Here is a 22797-nt window from a genome sequence, read left to right as displayed (position 1 = left end):
TCAACACAGGTTTTACCAGCCTCACTAGTTCTACCTCGGCGCTCGAATTACCCGCGCGGGGGTCAGGTGCCAGAGGGACCCATGGGGATAGGGGGCAGGGGTCGATCGACCTCCCGGAAGCGCAGGTCAGCGACCCGACTGGTGCCGGAAGGTGCGGCGCACCGCATTCTCGATCTCGATCTCGAACCTCGAGCGGGCGAACGTCTCACCCTTGCCGAAGAAGTCGAACCGCTTGCGATAGCTGACAGCCTCGACGAACAACAGAACGGGCCAGATGTCCCGCCCCACTCGCACCCACACCCCAGGCTTCAGCCGATGACCAGGCGGGATGACGAAGTAGTCGCGAGCACGGTAGCTTTTGTTGCGCTTCGCAGAGTTCGCCGTCTTGTTGGCGACATATCCGACCTCGCCGAACGCGCGCACCGCGGCAAGGATCTGCACCATGACCGAGCCGGGCACATTGCCATAGGCATTGAGCTTGAGGCTTGACCCAGGCACCCAGAAGCCCCGGTTCCCCGACAGCCCGGCCGCGGCGAATGCCCGCTCCGACCGCTTCTGCCGACGACTGCCACCCTCGATCTGAGCGCGGAGATACTTGCCGGCAGGCGTGCCCTTGGGTGCGAAGTCCTTGAAGAATACCGCCGCGCTCAGGTCGGCTTCGGTTGCCGACTGGACGAACATGCCGTTGAGCGTAAACGGCGTTGGCCGATCGAACACGCGCTCCATCTCAGAGCGCAGCACCTTGCGGGTCTCGGCAGCCGTGAAGTTCAGCGCCCTCGGGATCTCCCGCCCGAACTGTTTCTGATCGAGGAGGAGGGAACGCCTCGCGGCTTGAAGGTTATCCTTGATGGAGATTTGCATGAGGCGGTCGCCCCATCGTCAGGCATCCATACCCCTAGACACACAAAAGCCCGGCCTGCATCTCTGCATCCGGGCCATGCTTCGCCACCACGAAGAACAGCTTCTGCCGTCTTCTGGGGCCGCGTGTGGAACAGGTGGCCTATCGGCCGAACCCTTCAACACTCTTTCGCGATCTCGTCCTGCACCAACGGCTATGCGATCCGTTTCAGAGCGTCAAGCGGCATTTCGGTGCGGCTCATCCGGCCGAAGATGCTGACTTCCACCAAGGCGAGGCCCTTATCCGATTGGATTTCCGCAACAATCGCCTCAAACCATGCGAACGGGCCATCGATGATCTGCACCGCATCGCCTGTGCGTAACCCTCTCGGATTGCCGCGCACAGCGCCCTTCGTCTCGTCAAAAACGCCGGCGGCTACCTGAGTCTGCAGCCGTTCGATATCGCCAGCACGAATCGTGAGCAGCCGCTCGCGCGACTTCAAGAGCCCGACCGCGATCGGGATGTTCGTCGGGACGATCACGACTTCATCACCGCGCTGCCTCGTGACGACCTCGCGCATGGCATTGACGCGGTCATAGAAGGACTGCCCGGCGGCTGCCCTAGAGAACACATAGCCAGGAAACAGCGGCGCTTTCAGCTTCCACGGTTCCGGATGACGTCTGGTGACGTTGCTCCAATAGGTGCGCTCCGGATACCACGCCTCAAGCCCGGCAAGCATCGCCGAACGCATGACGAAGTGCTCCGTCCGCTCATGCGCGACGATGATGTTCCAGCCGCCCTCGAACACTGGCTGCGGCGTCGGCGCCGGCTTGGGCAGGAACTCGACGATATCGCCGACACGCCAGATCTTTCGCTCGTCCATCGCCAGCCTCGCCGTTGCCGTCACAGCCGCACCTCGTCACCGAAATACTCATCCGCCACGCTCGCCGCCGCGCCCCAGCCAGGCGGCCAGCGGCTCGGCACCCAGACGAAGGGCATGCCGATATCGCCGGGCGTGAAGCTGATGCCGACCTTCGCCATCTCATCGCGCCATGCGGCCATTTCCTCGGTTGCCCTGCCGTCTCGGGCGACCTCGATCTTGACGAGGGCGGCGGTCTCGGCCTCGCCGGGCATCTGTGAAGGCAGCACGCCATAAGGCCGCTGCAGCATCTCGCTAAACATCACCTTGACCGGATCGCCGGCCTTCCAGCGCCGCCAGAACACGGCGAAAGCGGCCTGGCTGCGCGGCGGCAGCGGCACGCGCGCCTCATTCGCCGAAACCGGTCCTGTCGAAGACGCCCTTAGGTCCAGCCATTTGCGCTCTTCCAGATAGGTGAAGGCCCGATAGTTGCTGCGCGTCAGCTTGCGGCGGGCAAGCGCCACCGGCGTGAATTCGACGGCCGTCCGCCTGTCCTCATCCGAAAGCCGCAGCCATGCGGCATGCGAGCGGACGAGATTGTCATCCTGCGAGCCATCCCAAGCCGCCCACCAGGCCGAGAATGCCGTATCGGCCCGTGCCGCATCCGCAGCCGCTGCCCGCGCCGCTCCGGCATCAAGCTTGGCGACCCTTGGTCCGCCAGCCTCGCGCTCGCGCGCTTCTCTCTCTGATCGTTCTAGAAGGGTCGTTCTTATGGGTGCCCGCTCATGCGTGGGCACGCCCTGCCCACCGGTGGGCAGGGGGGTGCCCACTGGTGGGCAGGGGGGTGCAGCCGAAACGGCCCCTTCGGACCCTTCGCCGACTCTCGTTCCGACCTCGGCCAATTCATCATTTTCGTTGATGAATTCGCCCGGGCGGACCTCATCGAGCAGCACGCGATATTCATGCGCCCGATCGCCGCCATCCTTGCGGAGCAAGGGCCGGTGATCGACATAGCCACATTCGATCAGCCGGCCGAGCGACCGTTGCACAGTCGCCCGGCCGCAGCTGATCTCGCGCGCCATCTTGACCTGCGAGCGCGAACACCAGCCATCATTGTCGGTATGGCTGCCGAGCAGCGCCAACACCTGCAGATCGCGACCCTCGAGGCGGGAATCGACCACGGCGGCGCGAGGAATGATGGAATAGCGCGGGCCGCTCATTGCTTCGGATCCACAGTCTGGGGAAGTCGGGTGGCGCCGGTTTTCGCAGCGAGCGCCGAGCGCCCGGGCGGTGGATCTCCGGGCGTCGGCGTTGGCGACGCAGGAGCGGCGAGGGCTGCATCGACCGCAGCCTCATCGACGCGCCAGCGCCGCCAATGCCGCTGTCGCGTCGCGCGGCTCATTGGCCCGGCCGGCTTCCGATCCTCATTCTCGACGCGATAGACGGCGATGGCGGCGCGCACGATCAGCCGCGCCAGTTCGCCGATCGGCTGCTGTTCCTCGGCCGCCGCCGCCGCGAGCGCCGCAAGGTCGGCATCGTCGATCTCGATCATCAGCGTGGCGGTCATGGTGTCGCCTCCATGCCGTCGAACAGCGAAGGCGAGGGGCGCAAGGCGGGTGCAATCGGCTCGGCCACACCGGCGGCAAGCTGCGCCTTGGTCAGATAGCGGCGGGCGAGCGCCTTAATGTTGCTGGTGTCGCTCGGCACGCTCTCGACGCCGAGATGCGGATCGTTGACGCCGCGCGCCTCGCTGCCCTTGATGCCGAGCCGCGAGATCACGACCGGATCGGACCCGTCATCGGAAACGAGATAATGCGCCGTGACGGGCCGCGTCTGCCCCTCGCGATCGAGCCGCCACACGAGCTGCTGATGCACGCCCGGCGACCAGTCCAGTTCGCCGAAGACGACGTCGCTGAAGCGGTGCTGCAGCCCATCGAGGCCGGCGCCTGAGCGCAGCGAAATGATCAGGAGATCGGTATCGCCGCCGAGCGCCGCCCGCTTGGCGGCTTCCTTCTGCGCCGGCGATTCCGAGCCCGTGTAGAGGAACGGGCGGAACTCGTGCAGCTCTTTGAGCCAGATGTCATAGACGTCGCGATGCCAGCCGCAGAGCAGCACCGGCTGATCATTTTCAAGCAGGAGCCGGGCATAGGCGGCGACGCTGCGCGCCTTGGCCAGCCCCGTTGCATGGCGCAGCCGCCAATCAAGCTCCCGCGCCGCTTCGCCGCGTTCGGTGAAGCTGCCGAAAGTGACCTGCGTCGCCAGGGCGCGCACGATGGCCTCGACGGCGTCGAGATCGGCCTGATGATGCTCGACGGTCTGGATGACGCGATTGACGGCCGGCATCTGCTGGCCGACATCTTCCTTGGTCCGGCGCAGATAGACATGCTGCTCACGGAGGAAGGTGCCGAGCGCCTTGGGTTCGGACAGGTGCTTGCCGTCCTTCGTCCATTCGCGCTGAAAATCATAGTAATCGCCAAGCACATTCGCATCGATGAACTGAAGAACGGCGAATATCTCGATGCCATAGCCGTAGATCGGCGAGCCCGTCAGGCCGAGGCGGTAGGAGGCCTTCTCGGCCAGAACCTTGGCGCTGGCGCCCATGGCCGATGACGTCCCGGTGCGCAGCTTCTGGATCTCGTCAAAGATGACCGTGCGGAACAGCCCTTCGGCGAACACCGACACCCAGCCGGCCAACTGGCTGTAGCGCCAAATATAGACATCCGCATCGGGCAGCTTTTCCTTGAGCGGATTGGTGGTTTTGATGCAGTGAACCCGCAGCGTCGTGAACGCCTCGAGCTTTTCTTTCCACTGCGCCTGCAGATGCGCCTCAACGACGATCGCGACCGGCAACACGCCGGGGCGCACGGCGAGCAGCCCGCCGACATAAGTCTTGCCGAGGCCGCCGACATCGCCGAGCAATAGCGCGCCGCGCCGCATGACAACCTCGACGGCCTGGTGCTGATAGGCGCGCCCGTTCTGCCCGTCGCGAAGGCCGGCGCCGCCTGCCAAGGGCTGCCAGTCGGGCAGCAGGATGCGGTCAAGCTCGGCCGAGTTGCGGTGGAAGAGATCCTTGCCCTCGCGCAGCGCGCCGAGATCCGGCCCGGCGATCTCGAACGCATAGCGGCTCGCGAACCATTCGATGTCGGCGCAGGTGAGCGGATCATCGGGGAGCGCAAAGGGCGCGACGGCCTGTTTCGGGATGCGCGGGAAGATCTGCTTGAGGCGGATCGCGACATGCGGTTCACAGCGCTCGATCACCCACCGACCGGGCTCATGCCGAATGAGACCGAGCGGGCGCGCCGCCTCGAAAGTGAGCGTCAGATCCATGACACCCCCAGCCGCGCCACGGCCGCCGGCTTGCCGCGGATCGCCTGCGGCAGGCGCATCGGGACATTGGTGACGAGCAACAGGGAACCGACGCGGTCATGCTGTGCATAGCGATCGAGCTGCCGCAGGATCTCGGCTGCCGAGCCGCCGATCTTGACCTCGACGACGACATCGCCAACGAGGAAGTCGGGAATATCGGCCGCGGAAAGACGCGCCTCGCGGATGATCGAACCGGGCTGCAGCCGGGCCGTGAACAGCGCTTCGATATCGGCCTGCGTCGCCTTTTCGGTGGAGAGATCGAGCCGGGCGGTTTCGATCAGGCCGCGCAGATGGAGGAGGCGGAGCGTCATTCGCAGACCCCGATCTCGACGCAAGAGGCACCCGCCTCAAAGCGCGCCATGAGGTCGTACTGCCGGCCGCCGCGGGATGTCTTCGACCATTCGACGAAGGATCGAATGCCAAACCCAGCGGTCGTTACGATGACCCCCGGCGTGAAGAGGGGGTCATCCACCGCGGCGAAGAATGTGCTGACGCCGCGCTTCGAAACATCGGAGACGATGCTTTCCCACTCATCGAGGCGGTCTATCGCCGATGGATCGATGCCGGCAATGAGACGAAGCTCTTCCTTCTTCACGAAGATGCACGGCCAACAGCCGACGCGCTCTGCACCCCATCCATAAAGCGGGTTGGGCGTGATGCCGTGTCTTGCGTGCATTGCAAAGACGTCCTCGCGAACCCAATGATGGATCGGGCGATAGACGTAGGTTCGCCAACCCTGCTCTGAGGCTTCGGCGTGATGCGGCTTCGGCAAGGAATATGGCACAGGGTCGCCCATGCGCTGCCAGCCCGGCAGGTCGCGACGGGCAAGGCTTTCTTCGCCACGGACCCCAAGCCATCTGATCAACGTGCGGCCATCCGCGAGGATTGGCCGTTCTACGCCTATCCACATTGGGACGAGTTTTGTCTCGTCGGTGCAGAAACGGCTCTTGGCGCTCGGAAACCGTCCCTTAACCATGCACAAGTCAAGGAACGGGTTTCCAGTCGGCAACATGAGCGCGGCGGCGCGTTCTACGCGCTCAGGCGACACCCCCATGCGCTCCCAATTTCTCAGGATGAAAGCGCGCTTGCGGGCCATAGCTTTCGAGAAGTCGGCCTTGACCGTCACGATCGGGGGCCCGCCCGCGCGTTCCGCGAGCCGTTCGACAAACTCGTATGTCGCCGGATGCTCGTTCCCCGTATCCGCAAACACGGCCGTGAATGGCATGCCGCGCTCGATCGCCAACAGGTAGACGGCCGTGCTGTCCTTCCCGCCCGAAATTGAGACAACGTGCTCGTAGGGCTTCGGGCTGTTTCGGTCGCGCCGCGTGCGGCTGTCGGCACGGAATAGAGGTGCCGGGTGATAGTCGAGGATCTCGCGCATCACGAAGCTGCCTCCGGCGCCTCGAGCCCCCAAGCATCCCAGCCCGGCTGCGCGCGGCGGGCGTTAAGCTCGATCTTGGGCAGGTTCGGGAAATAGGCCTCGATCATCTCGACGAAGACCTCGGGCTTGGCCGAATGCTCGCCGACGGGTGCCTTGATCACCGACGGCCATTGATCGCCCATCGCTGGCGCCGGCACGTCGCCGCGCGTGCCGAGCAGCAGCAGCTCATGCTGGTTGCGGTTCCAATAGCCGGTGCCGATCCGGTCCTTTTCCCAGATCCAGTGCGTTTTGTAGGTGAAGCCCCAATTCTGCAGCACGCGGACCGCCGAGAGCAGCATCGGCGCCGTCGCCCAAAGGAACAGCACGCAATCCTTGGCCGCGATGTCGCCGACCTTCCGCAGCACGATGTCGTTCTCGGGGCTGGTCGGATAGTGATTGTCCGCTGCCCGGTCCATGCCGCTCTCGCGGCTATAGGGCTCAAACCGCCACTCCGGATCGGCATAGATGACGCCATAGCGCTTTTCGGGCAGAGCCCGCTGCCGCGCCGCAAGGCCGGTCTCGCGCGCCTCGCGCCGCTCGCGCTTCTCCAGCTGCTTTTCCGCCCGCACGGCCTTGACGACGGCGCCGAGCGCTCGCTTGTCGGCAGTCTCGATCACGCGCCGCTGTTCCTCGAGCGGCAGGGCCGAGAGATCAGCCGCCGCCGAGACGGCGATATCGCCACGTTCGACGGCCTCGATCAGTTCGGAGGCGCCATGATCGAGCACCGCGCGAGCGGATTGGACGCTGGCTCGGTCCACCTTCATGACTTCGGCAGCCTCTCGCTGGGAAATGGCCGAAATTTCGGCCTTTTCCGAAGGGCGGCCCGGTCGCATCGTCGCGAGCCGCGCCGCGACAAGCGCGCGCTGGCTGGCGTCCAGATGCCGGCGATGCATGTTCTTCGAAATCACATAGCCAAGCGCATCGGCGCCAGGCACGCCGGCGACGGTGAAGTCGGCCGGAAGCTCGCCAAGGTCGATCGGCGTCAACCGCATCTCGTGATCGGTAAGCGGCAGGCCAGCGAGCGCGGCGCGGATCATGAACGACGACGGCTCGGCCGCGAGCCCGAATATCGTGAAGCGCGGCGCGACGCCCGCAGCCTGACAGGCGCGGAAGCGGTTGCGCCCGTCGAGGATCTTGCCCTCGTGCAGCACGATCGGATCTTCCAGCCCGCGCGCCGCGATGTCCGCGACCAGCTCGGCAAAGGCCTCGCCCTCGATCAGCGGAAAGAGATTGGCGAGCGGATGAAACGCGGGCGCCGGCGAGGAGTCGGTCACGGCCGCGCCCCATGCGGCAGCAGATGCAGAAAGCCGGTCGACTTGCGCTTCTGCAGGCTTGCTTTGCGATCCGTCCCCAGGATGCGGCAGGCATCGCGCACCCGCATATCCGGCGCCTCATACCACTGCGAAAGCTCGCGAATGGTCGGCCCTTCCGGGAACTCACGCATGAGGTCGGACAACTCGGCTGAGATCCGGTTGGCGAGCTTGCGGCCTTCGCCCATCGGGGCGGATTCGGCCGGCGCATCCGGCTTCACGTCGATATGTGCAACCGCTACCGGCTCGGCAGTCCGCGCGGGTGCCGGTTCAGGCGTGGCGACCGCCTTCGCCGCAGTCTGCTTGGCTTCCGGGATCGCCTCAGCTGAGCGCTCGCGCGGGATCACGCCGTTGCGGTTCAGCGGCTCCGCGATGTGCGCGAACGGGACATCATCCGGTGATGCTGGCACGAACTCCGGAGCAGCGGGCAGGGGTTCATCACCAGCCATCGGCGCGGCGGCCTCCTGCAGCGGTGCCTCGTACGGCATAGCCTCCGGCGCCGTCACTGCAACAGTTGCGGCGCCCTGCTTTTCCGCCAGCCGTGTGAGCGCGCCGAGCGCCGCGCGGATCTCGTTTTCGGTCGAGAGGCAGGTGTCGTTTTCGAGATGCAGCCGCGTCATCTCGGCGCCGATATCCTGCCGGCGCAGCGCCGAGGCGCTCATCTCTGCCTTGAGGGCATGGATCACTTCCGTGAAGTCGATCATGTCAGGGGCTCCCGAAAAGGTTGGGCTGTTCCTCGCCATCGCGTGGCGTGAGCAGTCCGGCTTGAATGGCGGCCCAGCGCGGCAGCGTTGCCACCGCATGGACATCGCCGCGCATGGCGAGATCGCAATGCGACAGCGCCACCCAGCCGGCATGCCGCTTGTCGCCGGTGCGCGAGATCAGCACGCCGCGATCGCCACGCGCGTGCAGATAGACGTCGAGGTCAACGAGATCGCGCGCGCTCATCCCGATGCCCTCGCGGGCATGGCATCATGCAGCACGCCGTCGAGGAGCCGTCCGGAACGGGCTTTGCCGAGCAGCCGCCAGTTCACGCCTTCGGTCGCATCAGGATCGTAGACGCGAGCCTTCCAGCTATCGAAAGGCGCGACCTTCTCCGTCTGGTAGAGGGCATGCGCGTTGTCGGGATCGGTGCCGAACTCGGCCGGCGCCCAGGCTCCCCATTGTTTGAAGAAAAAAGCCACGCCCGCCGCCGCGCATTGATCGCGGATCGACCGGGCCCAATCCGGATGCATCGGTCGCGCGCCGGGGCCGCTCTCGCCGCCGACGATGATCCAGTCGAGCATGCGAAGGCCGTCATACTCGTTGACTGCAGAACGAGCTCCGCCTGCGCTATCGCGCCAACCATCCCATTTCGCCCAGCGGAAGCTTATCGACCCAAGCAGCGGCTCGGCCGAGACGAACCGCACCGCCGCCGGCGTCGCCAGCAGATCCGGCATGCGCTCATCGGCGCGCCGCTGGTCCTCGGCCGAGATGCCGAGCCAGACATTGCGGAGAGGCCAATCGCGCAGATGCACGATATCCCCCTGCAGGATGCAGCCTTCGCCAACCCGCGATTTCGGGTTGGTGGCCATCGCATCAAGTGTCAGACCGAAAGCTTCAAGGCCGACAGGGGCAGCCCGGGCAGCGCTCAAATACGCACGCATCCGCGCCGACCTCTTGGTCAGCACCTGAAACGTGTGCTGCGGCGACAGCGCCATGACAGCGAAGACGCGGTCGATCCACTCATCGGGAATGCTCTCATGGAAGAGATCGCCCATGGAGTTGACGAAATAGGTGGTTGGCTTCCGCCGACGCAGCGGCGCGAGCAACGCGCTGTCCGGCGCCAGCGCAACCTTGCCCGTCCATATCGCCTTGCCGCTCTCGTGGAGCTTGACGGTCCCGCAATAGTGCGATGCCCCGTCCGTGACCTCAGACGCCATCCGGATGCGGTACGCCCTCGGGATCGCATAGCAGTTCGTGCAGCCGGGCGAGACGATGGAACAGCCGACAATCGGATTCCACGTCTGCTCACACCATTCGATCGGGGATTTACCGGTCATGCCGAGGCCCTCGCTGCCAAGGTCTGAGCCTCATCCGGCGACGCGAGGTCGAAATAGGGATGCTCTGCGCCGGCATGATCGATGACGATCAGATTGTGCAGCTTGAAGAACCCGCCGAGCGTCCAGTCACAGCCCTTGCCGGAGGCACTGCCCTTGCGATGCGGCCCGGCATTCGTCCATCTCCCGACGCAGGAAAACCCGATGAAGCGTTCGGCCTCATCGGGCGTCTTGCCCGCGCCGGCGGCAACGAGGCTCCGCAGCGATTGGACAGTGCCGCAGATCGGGCATTTGACCGCGATGTCCTCGCGCGACGGTACGCCCTGAGCCTTGAAGGCCGCATGGAGTTCGTCGACCGTGATGCGCTTGATTTCGTTGCTCATCGCGCACCTGCCCGGTTCGCCAACGGCAGCCATTCGGCGAGATGAGCCAGCCAGATACGCGTGGCGTTATCGGGATGCATCGGCAGGAAGTCGCGCCAGCCGAGCGCGGGAATCGGATCGGCATTCTCGACCGTCCGGTGCCAGCGCTGCGGCGGCGCGCTCATCAGCTCGTCCCGCTCGCGGCGGAGCATCCGGAGATCCATGTCGCGGACGATGCCGGAAAGGCGGATATCGATCGGGTAGGCGAGGCCGAGCCGGGCATAAATCGCCGCGTCCAGCCGGCCTTTCATGGCGCGCAGCGCATTCGACACAGCGCCGGAATCGCGCGGCCAGGCGAGCCGATCGAGCGCCGCGACGACAGGCGTCGTGAAATCGCCCATGGCGAACTCATGCGAATCGTGCAGCAGGAAGGCGAGGGCGACGCCCGGCTCGTTCCATTCGGCGAGCAGCGCCCGCGCGCCGAGAATGGAATGCTGCGCGACGGAATAGCCGTTGACTGGATCGCTGCCGTCGCCTGGCTTGTACCAGCCGGCATGGCCGTTGAAGCGGTTGATCAGCGCCAGCGCCGGGGCAACGTCGCGCTCGATATCGATCATTTCAGGCTTGGGCTCATAGAGATCGAGCACCTTGCCGGAGCGGGTCTGAATCCACGTCATCAAGCGGCCCTCCGGTTGCGGCGGGCAGCGGCCCGGTTGATGCGGTTGAGCTTGTTGCCGGCGGATGCGAGCGTGCGGCCGAGCCGCAAGGCGATGCGCTCGATCGTCAGCCCGTCTTCGCGCAGCCGGAGTAGCTGCGCCGTCTCGCCGTCCGTCCAAGGCCGATCGGCTAATTGCTGAATGCAGGGCTTCGCACTCATCGCGCCACCTCCGCATGAGCAGGCGGCGTGACGATCGCCGGTTGCTTGAGCCGCGCGATCAGCAGCGCCGGGGCAAGCATCATCGCTGCCCAGATGCCGACCATGACGACGCAGAACACGCTGAAGGCCAGCGGTGAGGTGAAGATGTCGAGGTTGCGGCGGGCGGTCATGCCGACCCCACGACCTTGAGCGCCGGCCCGCCCTTGGCGGCGGCGGTGGCGAGCCGGAAGGAGGCAGCGGCCCGCTCGAGCGCCGCCGCGTTACGATCCATGATCTCGATTTCGGCCACGGTCAGCTTGCCGTCGCGAACGGCAGCCGATGTTGACGACAGCAGCTCGGATGCCGCCTGCATGACGTCGGCATAGGGGCCGAGCACCATGGCGGCGCCGGAATCGGGATCCGGCTCGGCCAGGCGCCGGCCGCCGAGATCCGCCATCACGGTCGTGACGAGCGGCAGATCGCAATCCGCCTCGAGCACGAGCACGGCGGCGAGCGGGATGATCGATTCATCCGTCGCCGTCTGCCAACGCGAAACCTCGGATTTCGAGGCATGCGCGATCTCGCCGGTGCGCACCACGCCGCCGCAGGCCTGAACGAGGTCGCGGGTGGCGGATTTCACGCGGTGGAACCAGGCGTCGGAAATCGGGCGGGCCATGCGGTGTGCTCCGGACAAAGCTTTCCCGTTCCGGGAAAAGCGTGTGGCTTTTCCCGTCGTGGGAACGAGGGGGAACTGTCAGTGTGCGTGGCAACAGAGACGGACGAACCGTCACTGCGATGCAGTCAGATCAAGGCGGCCCCCGCACATGCGCACCGAGACCAAAGACACCTTGAAAAAGGCCGAGCGCCGCACGGGGCGCGGGCTCGGCCAGTTCGAGGAAATGCCCAACAGGCTGGGCAGCCACGCGCCGCAGGGAGGAGGGCGCGCTTGTCGGACCGGCCGAGGCCGGAAAGGAGAGGGCGGGCGCGCTCATTCGGCGGCCTCGGGCTCTTCGAGAAAATCCCGATACGTCACAGCGCCCGCAGTCGCTTGACGAATGCAGGCCATCACGGCCGGGCGTGGAAGCCGCGCGCCGTTGGCGTAGCGAGTGACCGCACCTTGAGACACGCCGATACGTTCGGCGAAGGCCGAGTGCGTCAGTTTATTGTCTTCAAGGTAGGTTGAGAGTTTCATGATGACGGAACATGCCGAATTGGCATTCGGTGCGCAAGCGAAAAATGCCGTATTGGCCTTAGCTATGCCAGTTGGCCTGCAATACCGTTCTGGCATGAGCCTCTTGAAGCACTTCCGAGAACAGGCCGGGCTGACGCAGTCAGAACTGGGCGATGCCGTCGGCACGTCACAGGCGCAGATTGCCAAGCTCGAGGCGGGTAAGCGCGAACTGACCAAAGTGTGGGCCGAGCGTCTTGCGAAGCCTCTGAAAGTGGCGGCGCATCAACTCTTGTTCGACGATGATACCGTGGCGAGGCCCAAGCCCGAACCCGCCCGCGTCGCACTGGGCGAAGAGTTCCCGCCCGATCCTGATTTTGAAGACACGCCTACAATCGGCGCGGAGACCGGCCGCCAGGGAATCCCATCACACGGCATCGCCGAAGTCGATGTTACAGCCGGTCTCGGCGCTGGCGGGATCGCCATGATCTCCGAAGCCACGTCGGCGCGCGGAGCACGCTTCGCGGCCGAAGTCGTGCGCGACTATTGGGTGATTCCGTCTTGGATGCTGTCTCGACTTGGCGTCAAACCGGAACACGCTGCCGCCTTCCCGATGCAGGGCGATTCAATGGAGCCGACGCTCTTTGCCGGCGAAGTGGGCTTTCTCGATCTCCGGCACCGCGTGCCGTCTCCACCCGGCATCTATGCCTTGGCTGATCAGTTCGGCGGCGTGATGTTCAAACGCCTGGAAGTCGTGTCCAAGCCATCGGATGATGAGGTGCTCGTCAACGTGGCGTCCGACAACCCCAAGCACGCCGCTAGGATCCTGCCACTCGACGAAATCTTTATCCTAGGTAGGTATATCGGGAAATTCTCGGCCGGCTGATAGCAATAAGCTGCCGCTCGAAGTCAATCCATCGTCGTCCCCGGTTCGGGGGATGCGAACGGTGGCGGGCAGCTCTTCGCGATACCAACCCGGTGAAGCGCATTCACCTCGCCTTTGAGCAGCGCAATCTCAGAGCCGACGTCAGAGCCTGACATCGAAGCGACTGGCATCCCAATCACGAATACACCCAGGGCGTCATTGTTTGCCGCCCGGCGCTGCTGGGCAATGTCGTTGTTCAATCGCGTGTTGAGATCGATCGATTTCGCAGCCAGCTGAGCGCAATCCATAGCCTTGTAAGGCTCCTCACTCATGAGCGTCGCCTTGATTCCGTCGGGGTGTTGCGCGCATCCGGCAACAGCCACCACCAAACACGTCGCAACCAAACGAAAACTCGGCATACCAGCCCCCATGCGAAGAGGTTTAATGATGCCAGTTCGAAGGCGCGGTTGAAAGCCGCCCGTCGAACGCGGGCGGCCGCATCGCAGATAATGCCAAAACGGCATTGACATTAAAGTCCAAAACGGCATGATATTCCCATCGACGCGGTCGGTGGGTATCTGAATGCAGCAGCCCCGACGAGCCCACGGATCGCGTCGAGCCCTTTTCCCTTTGGCTCGATGGAGACTGTCATGCGACAGGCTGATTATTCCGATCCCTTCGCCGGCATCAAAGCGCTGCCGCGCCTCCCGAAATTGACCCCTATTAGCAATGCCCGCATGGGCGGCGCCGCAGGGCTCGTGAAGTTCATGGCGCGAACGATGATCGAGCAGCGTTCGCTAAAGGGTGATTGCACCGAGACCGATCTCCGCATGGCCGGCTTCACGCGGGCCGAGATCGATACGCACGGCATGGAAGCGCGCCAGGTCGCCATGCGCGCCGTGCGCGAGGCGGCCTAGACCCCGACCGTCTCGCAAGCGCCGCCGCGCTTCCCCCGGGCGTGGCGGCGTCGCCGGACGATCGGTCCCGACAGGAGTTCCTATGATCAAACTCGGCAACAAGGTCCGCGACCTGGTGACAGGCTTTACCGGCATCGCTACCGCCCGCACCGAATATCTCTATGGCTGCGTACATATCAGCGTGACGCCGACCGTCGATAAGGACGGCAAGCAGGCCGAAACGGCCTGGTTCGACGAGCAGCGCGTCGAAGTCGTCGAGGATACGCCGGCGCCGATGGCCAAGTCCTATTCGGCGACATCAGGCGGCCCGGCCGATCCGCCGCGCAATCCCAACACGCCGCCGCGCCTCTAGCCGGATCGTCTCGCAGTCGCCGCCGCGCCAGCAGCGGCGATCACCGGACGATCGGAGATCCCCGCCATGCAATCCCCAGCCCTCGACGCGGCGCGCAGCCGCGGCATGATCCCAGCGGTGATGACGACGGACATGCGCCAGCTGATCGACAAGCGCCCGTCGCTCATCGTCGACGACATCGCCATGGCCGCCGCCCTGCGCGGCCTCGGCTACACGGCCGGCGAGGTCGACGCCCGCCTCGGCATGTCGGGGAGGGCGTCGTGAAGCGCGCATCTCTCGCCGAAGTGCGGAATCCAGTGTTGGCCTTGGGCGCGCTGCAGGCCGTTCGGGCCAGGCCGCAAGCGGAACGAGAGGTTTTGGCTAATCTCCTAGTCGATCTAGCGAACAACGCTGGGGATCGTGCCGAGAAGGCATGGCGATCTCGCAAGGCACCGATGGCCGCCTATTGGAGGCCGTCGCAGTTTACGCCCGACACATCGCGCGGGCCATCAGGCGGCCCGCATGACGGCCGCGCTCTCCTACGGCCTCATCACCTTATGCATCGCAGGCGGCGCCTTGCTGGCGACCGCGGGGCCGGCGCTGCGGCCAGGCCACCCGCAAGCGCTCTATTGGCTCGGCCTCGCCACAACGGCCGCCTCGCTCGTCTTGATCGCAACCGCTCTCATCGGGAGGCCCGCATGAGCACCGACAGCAATGAAGCCCGCGCGCGCCCCTGCATTGAGACGCCGTCGCAGGCGATGGCCGATGTCATGGCCGAACGCTGGCGCCAGATCGATGGCGAGGGCCGGACGCGGGAGCATGACGATCTGCACAACACCGGGGAGATGGCTCGCGCCGCCGCTTGCTATGCCCTATCAGCCGGTCGCTTGGAAGACGAGGAGCAGGATCACCTTGCGCGCCTCGCCGTAAGGCATGGCTGGCCGTGGGCTTGGTCATGGTGGAAGCCGAAGGACCGCCGCCGCGACCTGGTCCGCGCCGGCGCGCTGATCATCGCCGAGATCGAGCGCCTCGATCGCGCAGCGGGGAGGGCATCCTAATGTCAGCCGCACGCAAGCTCACATCACACGAGATCGAAGTCCTCGAAATGCTCGACGGCCGCCGCCCTGGAGAATGGGGCGCATGGGTCGGCGCCTGCCTCGAGGGGCTACGCGGCGCCGGCTATTGCTCGCGCGGCCTGCAACATCACATCACGCCGGCCGGCCGCGAAGCGCTGGCCGCCATCGACGCGGAACGGATCTCCGGCCATGCATGACGAGAGCTGCCATCTGGACGTGCGCATCCAGGAATTGCTCGAGGCAAACACGAGCTATCTGCAGCGCGCTCGCGATGCCGAGGCACGTGCGCAGGAATTAGGCTTGGCCTTGCGTCCGTTCGCCGATGCTGCGGCGACCGTCAAGCGTTGGATATCGATGGAATTTCCGGACGAAGCACACAATCCGGAGTTCAAGGTCTATGTCATCTCCGTCTGGAAGGCGGGCGAGGAAGAACAGCAAGAGAGTATCATCACCTTGGGTGACTTTCAGCGCGCCAGCGAGATGCTGGGCCCGGCCCGCGAGATGATGTCATGAGTGCGTCTGTCGACCCACTTCGTTCCGCCGCCCGCGCATTGCTCGATGCCATCACAAACGACGACAGCGGCCAAATGGGCCGCGGCGGCAATGGCGGGCTGATCTCGCGCGAAACGATCCGCACGGCCGACGAGCTGCGCCTCGCGCTGGACGCGGCAGGGCTGCAGGGGAGGAGGGATCATGGCTGACCTGGCCGATGACGCCCCGCTTTCGCTGGAGGAGGCCTGCGAAGTGATCTTGCGCGGCCTCGCGAAGCCGTCCACGTTGCGCGCGGCGATCGCGATCGGACATCTCGTCGCGATGAAGATCGGTAAGCGTTATGTCGTGACGCCGGCCGCTGTCAGGAATTGGATGGAGTCATGCCGCGTCCCGCAAAGGGTCCACGAGCCTATCTGCAGCCCCCACGATACGCTCCCGATGGAAGCGTCTTGCAGGCCGCCGTCTGGACCATCCGGGACGGTACCCATAAGCACAGCACGCGCATCCCTGCATCTGACGCTCGAGACGCTTCGGACCCAAAAGTCAAAGCCGCACTCGCCGCATATCTCGCCGAGCAGCACCGGCCGCCGCGGGGCGAACGTCACCCCTCTCAAGTCCCCATCGCCGACGTCCTGAATCTCTACCTGCGCGACATCGTTCCGGGCCTGACAAATGTGCCCGACGTCACGCGGCGCATCGCCGCCCTTGATGCATGGTGGGGCGAGCGCAAGCTCTCCGAGGTCATGGGCGCCAGTTGCCGGCAATATGCCGCCGAGCGCGGCAAGCCACAGATGGCCCGCCGCGAACTCGAGGACCTGCGCGCGGCGATCAATCACCATCGCAGGGAGGGCTACTGTTCGGAGATCGTCTCCGTCGTGCTGCCGGCCAAGGCGCAGCCGCGCCAGCGCTGGCTGACGCGCGACGAGGCCGCCCGGCTTATCTGGGCAGCATGGCGCTTCCGGGAGGTGCAGAAGGGCGAGCCGACTAAGCGGCGCCCGCGTCAGCACATAGCGCGCTTCATCCTGGTCGCGCTCTATACCGGCTCACGCGCCGGCGTCATCTGCGGCGCGGCTACCGCGCCGACTGATGGCCATGGCTTCGTCGACTATGACCGCGGCGTCTTTTACCGGAAGCCCAATGGCAGCGCCGAAACGAAGAAGCGGGCACCCCCGATCCGCATACCCGCGCGGCTCCTCGCCCATATGCGGCGTTGGCAGGACAAGCGCATCTCGAACGATTTTGTGATCGAGTGGAATGGCGCCGCTCTGCTGACGATCAAGCGCGCGCTCGCCCGCGTGGTGAAGGATGCCGGCGTCGAGGGCGTATCTGCCCATACGTTTCGCCACACCGCCGCGACATGGGGCATGCAGAACGGCGCCGATCCCCATCAGCTAGCAGGCCTCCTCGGCATGACGCGCGAGATGCTGGACCGGACCTATGGCCACCATCATCCAGACCACCAGAGACAGGCCGCCGACGCGATCACGCGGCGGCCGGGCGCCGGCCGCATAACGACAGATACGGACAGAAACGACGGGAACGGACAGGAAATCGAGCCCAATCCACTCAATCAAAGTCCGCGCGTTTCCTCGCTTTTCAAATAAGGCCCGTCGTTCGGGACGACGGGGTCGCAGGTTCAAATCCTGCCACTCCGACCATCGCCAAATCTCCCGCATGATCAGACTTCAGTCCGTCAGGCCCTAGGCCTCGCGGCGTCCTGCACGCCCGGCGGCTCTCGCGGTCGCCGCCTTCGTCGTCGCGATTTGATCCGGCGCAATGCGGACACGCCGGAACTGCCGCCGGTTGATATGAGGCGCGCGCCTCGCCGGCTCCCCCTCGAAGGGCGAATGCTCTCTTTGCCGGCTCGGTGATAGACTGACGCACAATCGCGCTTGCGGGAGGGCGACATGAGGGTTGGAAAAACGCCGATTGGCCAGCGGAGGCTTGGCCTCCTGTTGATGGCGACCGTGGCTTGCATGACGCTAGCTGCGCCGCTCCGAGCGGCGGAGACGGCCGCCGAGGCTGCGAGCGCCACCGCCGGGCAGACGGCCGAGGCGCCTTTGCCAGCCGACGCGGTGTTCACGACTGAGGAACTCCGCACGCTGCTCGCTCCGATCGCGCTCTATCCTGATGCCCTGCTGGCGCAGTTGCTGCCGGCGACGGCCTATCCGGTCGACATCGTCATGGCCGCGCGCTGGCTGGACAAGAACGAGACAGCCGTCAAGAAAGGCGACTTCTCGGGCGCCGACGCGCAGGGCTGGGACCCTGCCGTGAAGGCGCTGATGCGCTTCCCAGATATCATCGAGCGGCTCAACACGGACCTCGACGCGACGAGCGATCTCGGCGACGCCTTCGTCAACCAGCCCGACGATGTCGCTGCGGTGATCCAGGACCTTCGTCGCGAGGCGCAGAAGGCCGGGTCGCTGAAATCGTCTCCGCAGCAAACCGTGACGGTGCAGCAGCAGGCCGGCAGCAGCAATGCCACCACCGACTATGTCGTGATTGAGCCGGCCGATCCTGGCGTCATCTATGTGCCAACCTATGATCCGGCCACGGTCTATTATGAGGATACGACCAATGTCGGCTCGGGCCTGATCGGTTTCGGCGTCGGCGTCGCCGTCGGTGCGGCGATCGACAATGCCTGGGATTGGGGGCGCGGCTATGTCTATCCGCCGCGCTGGCCGGGCTATCCCGGCTATCGCCCTGGCGTTGGCGGCGGCATTAACAACGGCAACATCAATATCGGCAACGACATCAATATCGGTGCCGGCAACACGCGGCCGTGGCGCCCCGATGCCGGCAAATATCACCCCGGACAGGGCTCGAAGCCGGGCCTTGCCAACCGGCCCGGCGCCGGTGGTGTCAATCGTGCGGCCGGCGTCGGCGGCCGCCCCGACGGCATCGCCAATGCACGGCCGGGCGGCGGCGATCTCGGCTCGGCCAAGGCGGTGGCTGGCAACAGGGCTTCGGCCGCCAAGGGCGGCGCCAGATCGGACGGGATCAAGAATTCGGGCGCCGCAAAGGGCGCCGTGAGCAACAAGGCGGCGGGAGCCAAAGGCGCTGCTGCGAGCAAAGGCAGCGGGGGCGCGAAGAAGGCGGCGGCCGCGAAGGCTGGCAACAAGTCGGCGGGCAAGGCAGCCAGCAGGCCGGCCAATGCCCGTCCGGCACCCCAGCGTCCCGCCAACACCGCCTTCAGCGGCGCGAGCCTTGGCGGCGCATCGGGCGCCATGGCCAATCGGGGGGCAGTCAGCCGCCAATCTGTGGCGCGGCCGGGCGGTGGACGTCCGCAAATGTCGCGCGGCGGCGGTGGCGGCGGTCGCGCGCAGATGCCGAGAGGCGGCGGAGGTGGTGGTCGTGGCGGCCGCCGCTAGGGGGAGGACGATCATGCGGATATTTGTCACCATCAGGACGGCTGTCATCCTCGGCGTGCTCGCCGTTAGTCCCGCGGCCTTGGCGGAGACTGTCTTCACCTCGCCCGAGGCAGCTGCGACGGCGCTCGTCGATGCGGCGAAGGCGCCCGGCAGCGGCAAGCTGGATGCCATCTTTGGCGGCGCGGCCAATGCCCTGCTGTCGTCGGGCGACGCCGATGCCGATGCGCGCAATCTCGCGGACTTCATCAATCTTGCGGGGCGCGGCCAGTCGGCCGTGGATGGCGACGGCGGTCGCAAGGTGTTGGTGTTCGGTGAGGGCGGCTGGCGCTTCCCGATCCCGCTCAAGGCCGAAGGCGCCGGCTGGACCTTCGACATTGCGGCCGGCCGCCAGCATGTCAGCGACCTTACGATCGGCGAGAATGAGCTCGTCGCGATCGGCGCCTGTGCCGATTTCGTCGCCGCGCAGAACGAGTATTTCCAGGCGCTGCATGATGATCAGCCGGTGCAGCAGTTCGCGCGAAGGCTCGTCAGCACGCCGGGCCGGCATGACGGGCTCTATTGGGAACCGTCGAGCCCCAGCGATCGCAGTCCGCTCGGCGATCGCATTGTGGCAGCTGCGGTCGCCGCAAGCGACGATCCCGCGGCGCCGCGTTCCTATCACGGCTACCGGTTCAAGATTTTGACCCGGCAAGGCGCTGCGGCGCCGGGCGGTGCCTATGATTATCTGGTCGGCGGCCGGATGCTCGCCGGCTACGCCATGCTGGCCTGGCCGGCCGATTGGGGCGAGAGCGGCATCATGACGTTCTTCTGCGATCAGCGGGGGACGGTCTATGAGCGCAATCTGGGGCCGACGACCAGGGAGGTCGCCTTGGCCCTGCGGACTTTCAACCCGAGTCCGTCCTGGCAGGTGGTCTCGCCTTAAGACAGCGGTATCGGATTCCGATGCGTCGCATAGGGCGCTCCATTTCCCGGGCGGCTAACGAAGGACCTAGCGCCTTGGGAGGAAAACGGGATGCGTCGCCGGAGGAGCGCTACCGGTGCTAGAGCAGAGCTGTAGTTTCACGCGGCGTCGTCACCGTCGCCGAATCCGCCGAGTCGTTGATCAATTTCGATCGGAGTTGCACTCTTCGCTGCGAGGATCATGGCGAGAATCGGGAGTCGGATTGAGGGCGACATTGGCCTAGGGACCTAATGCTTTCGAGGTCATTTGCAGCAATCAGGGCCATTGATATCGCTCGCGCGTCCAAATCGTCGAAGATTACCGTCGCTATAATACTTTATATGATCTTGAACAACCGAGGCGCAAGGCGGTCGTTATGATGCTTTACGTCAGCATGAGCCCCTGCGCGGATCATAATGATCGCTGGTCATCACGTCGGCCGACGCCTTGCAGCTCGCGAGTTTCGCGCGCTGACCGCTTGAATCGGTTCAGCCGCGGCGGTAACGCTATGTCGTAATTCGGAGGAAACCCAACATGTCGCTCAACGTGCTTTTTGTCGGTGGGACCGGCCAGATTTCGCTGCCCTGCGTAGAACTGGCTGTCGAAGCGGGTCACCGCGTGACTGTTTTCAATCGTGGCCGTTCGGCCGAGACCCTGCCGGCTGGCGTCGAGACGATTATCGGCGACATGAAGGACCCGGCCGTCTATGGCGCGCTCGGCGACCGGCGTTTCGACGTCGTCTGCCAGTTCATGCTGTTCACGCCCGAGGAGATGGACGAGGACATCCGTGTCTTCTCAGGCAAGACGGGGCAATACATCTTCATCTCGTCGGCCTCGGTCTATGAGAAGCCGGCCCAGCACTACGTCATCACCGAAAAGACGCCGACGGTGAACCCCTACTGGCCCTATAGCCAGCGGAAGATCGCCGCCGAGGCGAAGCTGAAGGCCGCCAAGGATCTGCCCTTCACGATCGTGCGGCCGAGCCACACCGTGCGCAACGGCCTGCCGAGCATGATGAATGACGGCGACCTGACCGCGCGGCGCATGCTGGCCGGTAAGCCGGTCCTGGTCTGCGGCGACGGCACGTCGCCCTGGACGCTGACGCGCTCGGTCGACTTGGCGAAACCGTTTGTCGGCCTCTTCGGCAAAGACGCTGCGCTCGGTGAGGACTTCCACATCACCGCCGATCGTGGCCATGGCTGGGACCAGATCTATCGCGCGATCGCCAAGGGCCTCGGCGTCGAGGCGAAGATCGTGCATGTGCCGACCGAGACGCTCGTCCGTTACAATGCCGAGTGGGAAGGTCCGTTGATGGGCGACAAGACCTGGGCGGCGCTGTTCGACAATTCCAAGGTGAAGCGCGTTGCCGGTAACTTTGCCTGCGCGGAGGATCTCGACACGATCCTCGCGGAATCGCTTCGTCACCTGAAACTGCGTCTCGCCAAGCCGGCGCCTGATACGGCGGCCGCCGACTCTCTGATCGATCGGATTGCCGCCGAGCAGTCGGCGCTCGGCGCCTGATGCTCAGCGACTGAAACGGACTGGCACGGTCAGCGCGATGCGGCCGCCGCCAAAGCCGTCTGGCGGCACCGGCACAGGACTGGAACGGCGCACGAGGCTCACGGCCTCGTCGTCGAGCCGTTCGTCGCCCGACGAATTGGCGAGCCGCGCCGAGAGCACGCGGCCCTGCCGGTCGATGCTGAACGCCACCGATGCCGTGCCTGCGGTGGCGCCGCGCGGAAAGCGCTTGTGCCGGTTGAGATGAGAGAGCAGCCGGCTCTTCCACGAGGCAGGCGACACCGAGGCCTGCCCAGCGCCAGAGACCGGTGCCGCTGATTTCTCGGCCTTGGCCCCCTTCGCGTCGGCGCTGCGCGGCGCAGCACTGCTCTTCGGCCGCGCGGCAGCCTTGCGTTCGGCCGGCTTTTCGGTTTCCGCTTTGCGCACCGGCTTCGCCTTCGGTGGCTCAACCTTCGGAGCTTCGGCTTTGGGCGGCTCGGGCTTCACAGGCTCGGGCTTGGGTGGCTCTGGCTTGGGTGGTTCGGCCTTTGGCGGCTCCACCTTAGGCACGACTTTGGGCGGTTCCGGCGCCTTTTCCGGCTCGGGCGGTGGCGTCTCTTCAGGTGGCGGCGGCAGGGCCTCAGGCTCAGGCACCTTTGGCGCGGGCTCCGGCGGCGGCGTCGGCACTGGCGGTGGCTTCACGGGCTCCGGCGGGGGCGGGGGCTCGATCGGCTTTTCGGGCACAACAGGCTTCACCGGCGCCGGAGGCTGGACGGGTTCGGGCGGCTTGACCGGCTCGGGTGGCTTTGGCGGCTCGGGCTGCGGTGGCTCTGCATCGGGCTCGGGCGGCGCGTCCTGCTGTTCGTCAGGCGTGCTGTCAGCACTCGCGACCGATTGGATCGGCACGATATCGGGCGTCACGGCCAGCGGCGCCAGTTCGATCATCATCGCCGGGGGCGGCTCGCTCGCTGCCGCCTCATGCGGCTGCCATTCGACCGCGAGCCAGACAGCCGCGCCATGCGCGGTCGCGACCAGCGTCCCAGCCAACAGCCAGCGCAGGGAGGCCGCAGCCATGCGCGCGGGTGAGCGT

The 22797-nt window shown here is 65.6% G+C and carries 32 protein-coding genes; 13 read left to right on the top strand and 19 right to left on the bottom strand.

The window, feature by feature from the left end:
- Positions 1 to 126: 126 nt before the first annotated feature.
- From BUB39_RS01995 to BUB39_RS01920, 17 genes are all read right to left on the bottom strand, one after another.
- Positions 127 to 861 (bottom strand): hypothetical protein, encoded by a 735-nt coding sequence (locus BUB39_RS01995; RefSeq protein WP_073051367.1) that lies wholly within the window; start codon positions 859 to 861, stop codon positions 127 to 129.
- Between the two features lie 191 nt (positions 862 to 1052).
- Positions 1053 to 1721 carry a transcription termination/antitermination protein NusG gene (gene nusG, locus BUB39_RS01990; protein WP_073051366.1) on the bottom strand — a complete coding sequence of 223 codons (669 nt, stop codon included), beginning with the start codon at positions 1719 to 1721 and terminating at the stop codon, positions 1053 to 1055.
- Between the two features lie 20 nt (positions 1722 to 1741).
- On the bottom strand, positions 1742 to 2917 hold the full coding sequence (locus BUB39_RS01985) for a helix-turn-helix domain-containing protein (RefSeq protein WP_073051365.1): 1176 nt from the start codon (positions 2915 to 2917) through the stop codon (positions 1742 to 1744).
- Positions 2914 to 3264 (bottom strand): hypothetical protein, encoded by a 351-nt coding sequence (locus BUB39_RS01980; RefSeq protein WP_073051364.1) that lies wholly within the window; start codon positions 3262 to 3264, stop codon positions 2914 to 2916. The genes BUB39_RS01985 and BUB39_RS01980 overlap by 4 nt, the downstream gene beginning before the upstream one ends.
- The gene (locus tag BUB39_RS01975; RefSeq protein ID WP_073051363.1) at positions 3261 to 5024 is read right to left on the bottom strand and encodes an SNF2-related protein; all 1764 of its coding nucleotides are present in this window, start codon (positions 5022 to 5024) and stop codon (positions 3261 to 3263) included. Before BUB39_RS01975 ends, BUB39_RS01980 begins: the two co-directional genes overlap by 4 nt.
- Positions 5015 to 5374: a hypothetical protein gene (locus BUB39_RS01970; RefSeq protein WP_073051362.1), complete on the bottom strand. Its 360-nt coding sequence runs from the start codon at positions 5372 to 5374 to the stop codon at positions 5015 to 5017. The genes BUB39_RS01975 and BUB39_RS01970 overlap by 10 nt, the downstream gene beginning before the upstream one ends.
- Complete coding sequence (locus BUB39_RS01965) at positions 5371 to 6444, bottom strand: phosphoadenosine phosphosulfate reductase domain-containing protein (RefSeq protein WP_084526842.1); 1074 nt, start codon at positions 6442 to 6444, stop codon at positions 5371 to 5373. Before BUB39_RS01965 ends, BUB39_RS01970 begins: the two co-directional genes overlap by 4 nt.
- On the bottom strand, positions 6444 to 7757 hold the full coding sequence (locus tag BUB39_RS25105) for an MT-A70 family methyltransferase (protein WP_073051361.1): 1314 nt from the start codon (positions 7755 to 7757) through the stop codon (positions 6444 to 6446). The genes BUB39_RS01965 and BUB39_RS25105 overlap by 1 nt, the downstream gene beginning before the upstream one ends.
- Complete coding sequence (locus tag BUB39_RS01955; RefSeq protein WP_073051360.1) at positions 7754 to 8497, bottom strand: hypothetical protein; 744 nt, start codon at positions 8495 to 8497, stop codon at positions 7754 to 7756. The genes BUB39_RS25105 and BUB39_RS01955 overlap by 4 nt, the downstream gene beginning before the upstream one ends.
- 1 nt (position 8498) lies before the next feature.
- Positions 8499 to 8741, bottom strand: a complete 243-nt coding sequence (locus BUB39_RS01950; RefSeq protein WP_073051359.1) for a hypothetical protein — start codon at positions 8739 to 8741, stop codon at positions 8499 to 8501.
- A complete protein-coding gene (locus tag BUB39_RS01945) occupies positions 8738 to 9835 on the bottom strand; it encodes a phage Gp37/Gp68 family protein (RefSeq protein ID WP_073051358.1) in 1098 nt (365 codons plus the stop codon). Before BUB39_RS01945 ends, BUB39_RS01950 begins: the two co-directional genes overlap by 4 nt.
- On the bottom strand, positions 9832 to 10215 hold the full coding sequence (locus BUB39_RS01940) for a VVA0879 family protein (protein WP_073051357.1): 384 nt from the start codon (positions 10213 to 10215) through the stop codon (positions 9832 to 9834). The genes BUB39_RS01945 and BUB39_RS01940 overlap by 4 nt, the downstream gene beginning before the upstream one ends.
- Positions 10212 to 10871 (bottom strand): hypothetical protein, encoded by a 660-nt coding sequence (locus BUB39_RS01935; protein ID WP_073051356.1) that lies wholly within the window; start codon positions 10869 to 10871, stop codon positions 10212 to 10214. Before BUB39_RS01935 ends, BUB39_RS01940 begins: the two co-directional genes overlap by 4 nt.
- Positions 10871 to 11071, bottom strand: coding sequence for a hypothetical protein (locus BUB39_RS01930; protein WP_073051355.1), 201 nt, complete (start codon positions 11069 to 11071; stop codon positions 10871 to 10873). The genes BUB39_RS01935 and BUB39_RS01930 overlap by 1 nt, the downstream gene beginning before the upstream one ends.
- Positions 11068 to 11241 carry a hypothetical protein gene (locus tag BUB39_RS25370; protein ID WP_175561700.1) on the bottom strand — a complete coding sequence of 58 codons (174 nt, stop codon included), beginning with the start codon at positions 11239 to 11241 and terminating at the stop codon, positions 11068 to 11070. The genes BUB39_RS01930 and BUB39_RS25370 overlap by 4 nt, the downstream gene beginning before the upstream one ends.
- Positions 11238 to 11726 carry a hypothetical protein gene (locus BUB39_RS01925; protein ID WP_073051354.1) on the bottom strand — a complete coding sequence of 163 codons (489 nt, stop codon included), beginning with the start codon at positions 11724 to 11726 and terminating at the stop codon, positions 11238 to 11240. The genes BUB39_RS25370 and BUB39_RS01925 overlap by 4 nt, the downstream gene beginning before the upstream one ends.
- A 312-nt stretch (positions 11727 to 12038) precedes the next feature.
- A complete protein-coding gene (locus BUB39_RS01920) occupies positions 12039 to 12242 on the bottom strand; it encodes a helix-turn-helix domain-containing protein (RefSeq protein WP_073051353.1) in 204 nt (67 codons plus the stop codon).
- Here BUB39_RS01920 and BUB39_RS01915 point away from each other — a divergent pair.
- Entirely contained in the window at positions 12241 to 13104 is an 864-nt protein-coding gene (locus BUB39_RS01915; protein ID WP_084526841.1) for a helix-turn-helix domain-containing protein, read from the top strand. The two genes, BUB39_RS01920 and BUB39_RS01915, sit on opposite strands and share 2 nt — an antisense overlap.
- 23 nt (positions 13105 to 13127) lie before the next feature.
- Here the strand turns inward: BUB39_RS01915 and BUB39_RS01910 are convergent, their stop codons facing one another.
- On the bottom strand, positions 13128 to 13502 hold the full coding sequence (locus BUB39_RS01910; RefSeq protein ID WP_073052684.1) for a hypothetical protein: 375 nt from the start codon (positions 13500 to 13502) through the stop codon (positions 13128 to 13130).
- A gap of 231 nt (positions 13503 to 13733) precedes the next feature.
- Here BUB39_RS01910 and BUB39_RS01905 point away from each other — a divergent pair, with 231 nt between their 5' ends.
- The 12 genes from BUB39_RS01905 to BUB39_RS01845 all read left to right on the top strand — a co-directional run bounded on the left by BUB39_RS01905 (position 13734) and on the right by BUB39_RS01845 (position 21731).
- Positions 13734 to 14000 (top strand): hypothetical protein, encoded by a 267-nt coding sequence (locus tag BUB39_RS01905; RefSeq protein WP_073051352.1) that lies wholly within the window; start codon positions 13734 to 13736, stop codon positions 13998 to 14000.
- 82 nt (positions 14001 to 14082) lie between these two features.
- A complete protein-coding gene (locus tag BUB39_RS01900; protein WP_073051351.1) occupies positions 14083 to 14352 on the top strand; it encodes a hypothetical protein in 270 nt (89 codons plus the stop codon).
- A 66-nt stretch (positions 14353 to 14418) separates the two neighbouring features.
- On the top strand, positions 14419 to 14616 hold the full coding sequence (locus BUB39_RS01895; RefSeq protein WP_073051350.1) for a hypothetical protein: 198 nt from the start codon (positions 14419 to 14421) through the stop codon (positions 14614 to 14616).
- Positions 14617 to 14853: 237 nt separating this feature from the next.
- Complete coding sequence (locus BUB39_RS01890; RefSeq protein WP_073051349.1) at positions 14854 to 15033, top strand: hypothetical protein; 180 nt, start codon at positions 14854 to 14856, stop codon at positions 15031 to 15033.
- Positions 15030 to 15389 carry a hypothetical protein gene (locus BUB39_RS01885; RefSeq protein ID WP_073051348.1) on the top strand — a complete coding sequence of 120 codons (360 nt, stop codon included), beginning with the start codon at positions 15030 to 15032 and terminating at the stop codon, positions 15387 to 15389. Before BUB39_RS01890 ends, BUB39_RS01885 begins: the two co-directional genes overlap by 4 nt.
- Entirely contained in the window at positions 15389 to 15604 is a 216-nt protein-coding gene (locus BUB39_RS01880) for a hypothetical protein (protein WP_073051347.1), read from the top strand. The genes BUB39_RS01885 and BUB39_RS01880 overlap by 1 nt, the downstream gene beginning before the upstream one ends.
- Positions 15597 to 15920, top strand: a complete 324-nt coding sequence (locus BUB39_RS01875; RefSeq protein WP_073051346.1) for a hypothetical protein — start codon at positions 15597 to 15599, stop codon at positions 15918 to 15920. The genes BUB39_RS01880 and BUB39_RS01875 overlap by 8 nt, the downstream gene beginning before the upstream one ends.
- Positions 15917 to 16108, top strand: coding sequence for a hypothetical protein (locus BUB39_RS01870; RefSeq protein WP_073051345.1), 192 nt, complete (start codon positions 15917 to 15919; stop codon positions 16106 to 16108). Before BUB39_RS01875 ends, BUB39_RS01870 begins: the two co-directional genes overlap by 4 nt.
- Positions 16109 to 16573: 465 nt before the next feature.
- Positions 16574 to 17503 carry a tyrosine-type recombinase/integrase gene (locus BUB39_RS01860; protein WP_244540121.1) on the top strand — a complete coding sequence of 310 codons (930 nt, stop codon included), beginning with the start codon at positions 16574 to 16576 and terminating at the stop codon, positions 17501 to 17503.
- Between the two features lie 303 nt (positions 17504 to 17806).
- Entirely contained in the window at positions 17807 to 19270 is a 1464-nt protein-coding gene (locus BUB39_RS01855) for a DUF3300 domain-containing protein (protein WP_084526838.1), read from the top strand.
- A gap of 13 nt (positions 19271 to 19283) precedes the next feature.
- A complete protein-coding gene (locus tag BUB39_RS01850) occupies positions 19284 to 20192 on the top strand; it encodes a DUF2950 family protein (protein WP_073051341.1) in 909 nt (302 codons plus the stop codon).
- Between the two features lie 552 nt (positions 20193 to 20744).
- Positions 20745 to 21731, top strand: a complete 987-nt coding sequence (locus BUB39_RS01845) for an NAD-dependent epimerase/dehydratase family protein (RefSeq protein ID WP_073051340.1) — start codon at positions 20745 to 20747, stop codon at positions 21729 to 21731.
- Between the two features lie 3 nt (positions 21732 to 21734).
- Here the strand turns inward: BUB39_RS01845 and tolA are convergent, their stop codons facing one another.
- The gene (tolA, locus tag BUB39_RS01840) at positions 21735 to 22781 is read right to left on the bottom strand and encodes a cell envelope integrity protein TolA (RefSeq protein ID WP_073051339.1); all 1047 of its coding nucleotides are present in this window, start codon (positions 22779 to 22781) and stop codon (positions 21735 to 21737) included.
- Positions 22782 to 22797: the final 16 nt, after the last annotated feature.

Source organism: Kaistia soli DSM 19436 (genome assembly GCF_900129325.1).
GTDB lineage: Bacteria > Pseudomonadota > Alphaproteobacteria > Rhizobiales > Kaistiaceae > Kaistia > Kaistia soli.
This window is presented reverse-complemented; position numbering and strand designations above follow the sequence as displayed.